The organism is Myxococcus sp. AB025B, assembly GCF_006518215.1.
Taxonomy (GTDB): domain Bacteria; phylum Myxococcota; class Myxococcia; order Myxococcales; family Myxococcaceae; genus Myxococcus; species Myxococcus fulvus.
Window position 1 is genome coordinate 1 of record NZ_SRLW01000600.1, and the last position, 1,886, is coordinate 1,886.

1 protein-coding gene and 1 pseudogene are annotated in these 1,886 nt (G+C 74.7%); both read right to left on the bottom strand.

The window, feature by feature from the left end; all coding sequences use genetic code 11:
• The coding region (locus FL311_RS42930) for a fatty acid desaturase (RefSeq protein ID WP_194869633.1) at positions 1 to 906 on the bottom strand (906 nt) is incomplete at its 3' end.
• Between the two features lie 140 nt (positions 907 to 1,046).
• Positions 1,047 to 1,886, bottom strand: a pseudogene (locus tag FL311_RS42935) (hypothetical protein); the annotation flags it as partial.

Below are 1,886 nucleotides of genomic sequence, written 5' to 3' on the forward strand. Positions count from 1 at the left end.
TGGGTGGCTTGCCATTGCGGTTGGCAGGCCAGTCCGAGCGGCTCGCATTCCCGATCTCCGTGACCACGCGGGCACGCGCCTCGGGCGACGTGTTGGCGACACTTCCCTGGCACTCCATGCCATCCACCATCCCGGGTCCGGCTGGCGCCAGCCGAGCCCCATCCGCGCCGAGCGCGGCCACGCATGGTGGTTGTTGTGCCACGACTCCCCCATGCTGACGAAGGCGAGCCAGCCCGCGTTGCGGCCCTGCTCCGCGCAGCCGGGCAGCTCGTAGGGTTGCTCGCCCTCGACGTGGCTCACGTAGTGGACGAACCAGAAGCCGTCCTGCGTGAGCGCCAGTCGCACGAACACGCCCCACACCACCCACGCGGGGCCGCCGAGCGCGTACAGCCCGAGCGCCAGCGGCACCTGGAGCCACAGGCCCCAGCGCTCCAGCGCGAGGAAGAAGGCGTCGTCCGCCACCGCGGGCTCCACCGGGGCCGCGGCGGTGGGCCTCTTCGGGTGCCACGTGCGGAAGAGGGCGTGGCTCATCGCGCTCAGGAAGCCGTCGCGGTAGCCGAAGTACTCGGGGCAGTCCGCCTCCGGCTGGTTCTGGTGGAAGTCGCGCAGGTGGTGCATGCGGCTCATCGCGAGGACGCCGCCCAGGCCCGCCAGGGTGCCCAGCAGTCCGAGCGCGCGCTCCACCGCGAGCGGTGCGCGGAAGGCCCGGTGGATGAGGCCGCGGTGGATGCCCACCGAGACGCCCAGGCACATCGTCACGCCCGTGAGCGCGGCCCACACCGCCACGGCGCTCCACTCCAGGTACCGCGCGCCGCCGAGCAGGGCCGTCACGTGGAGGACGCTCCACCGGACGAGCTTCCCCGTGTCCCACCGCGCCTCGCCCCACCGTGTGTCGCTCGTGTCCATGGCCCGTCCCTTTCGGGAAGGGGCCATCGCAAGCGCCCTGCCAGCGCGGGGCGGGCCTGATTCCAGGGGCTTGCGCGGGCGAGCGGGCAGGACTGTCAACGCCGTTCACAGCGCCCGTGCACCGGGTGGACGGCGGCGGCTCAGCGCTCCAGGCCCAGCTCGACGCCGGGCATCCACCGTCCCCGCCGTTGGCCGTCCACGCGGACCGAGTCCCAGTCCAGCCCCAGGGTGCCCCTCAACGCGAAGTCACCCGTCTTCCAGCGCAGGCCCGCGGCGGCGCGCGCGGAGAGGCCCAGGGCGTCACCTTCGCGGCGGCCCGGTCGGTCCACCACGGTCATCAGCCAGCCCGCGCCCACCTCCGCGAAGGGGGCCAGGGTGCCGCGTCCTCCCAGGCCCGCCATCGCGAGCACGGACATGCGCTGGAGCGTGGCGTCGTCCGCCCAGGCGTCGGGGGCCAGCGCGTAGGTGGCGCGCGCGCCGATTCGGGTGAGCCCCGGGCCGGGGGCGCGCCAGGACAGGGCGAGGCCGCGCGCGACACCGCGTCCTCCCAGGGGCGGCGCGCCCAGCGTGAGTCCGACCTCGAGGCCCAGTGAGCGCGGGACGCCGGAGGGTTCGCCTGGAGAGAGGGCGGTGGAGAAGTCGACGGCGGGCACGCCGGTGGAGGCGACATAGCCCTCGTAGAAGTCGCGGCCGAAGGGCAGGGCGAAGAGACCCTGGAGGAGGCTCTCCTCGGCGGCGCCGCGAGAGGCGACCTCGGGTGGCGAGGAGGGCGGGAGCTCTCCGGACCTGAGGTCCGAGCGGCGCACGCGCGCCTCGCCGCCGGGGGTGCGCAGCCAGTACGCCGCGCGCTCCGGCAACGCGAGCGTCAGGGGCTCTCCCGCCGCCTGGTGCGCGTCCACGAGACGCACGCCGGAGGTGTCCTCCACGGAGATGCGAGCGCCTCGGGGGGCTGGGGGAAGGTCGAGGCGAGGGCCGTCCGG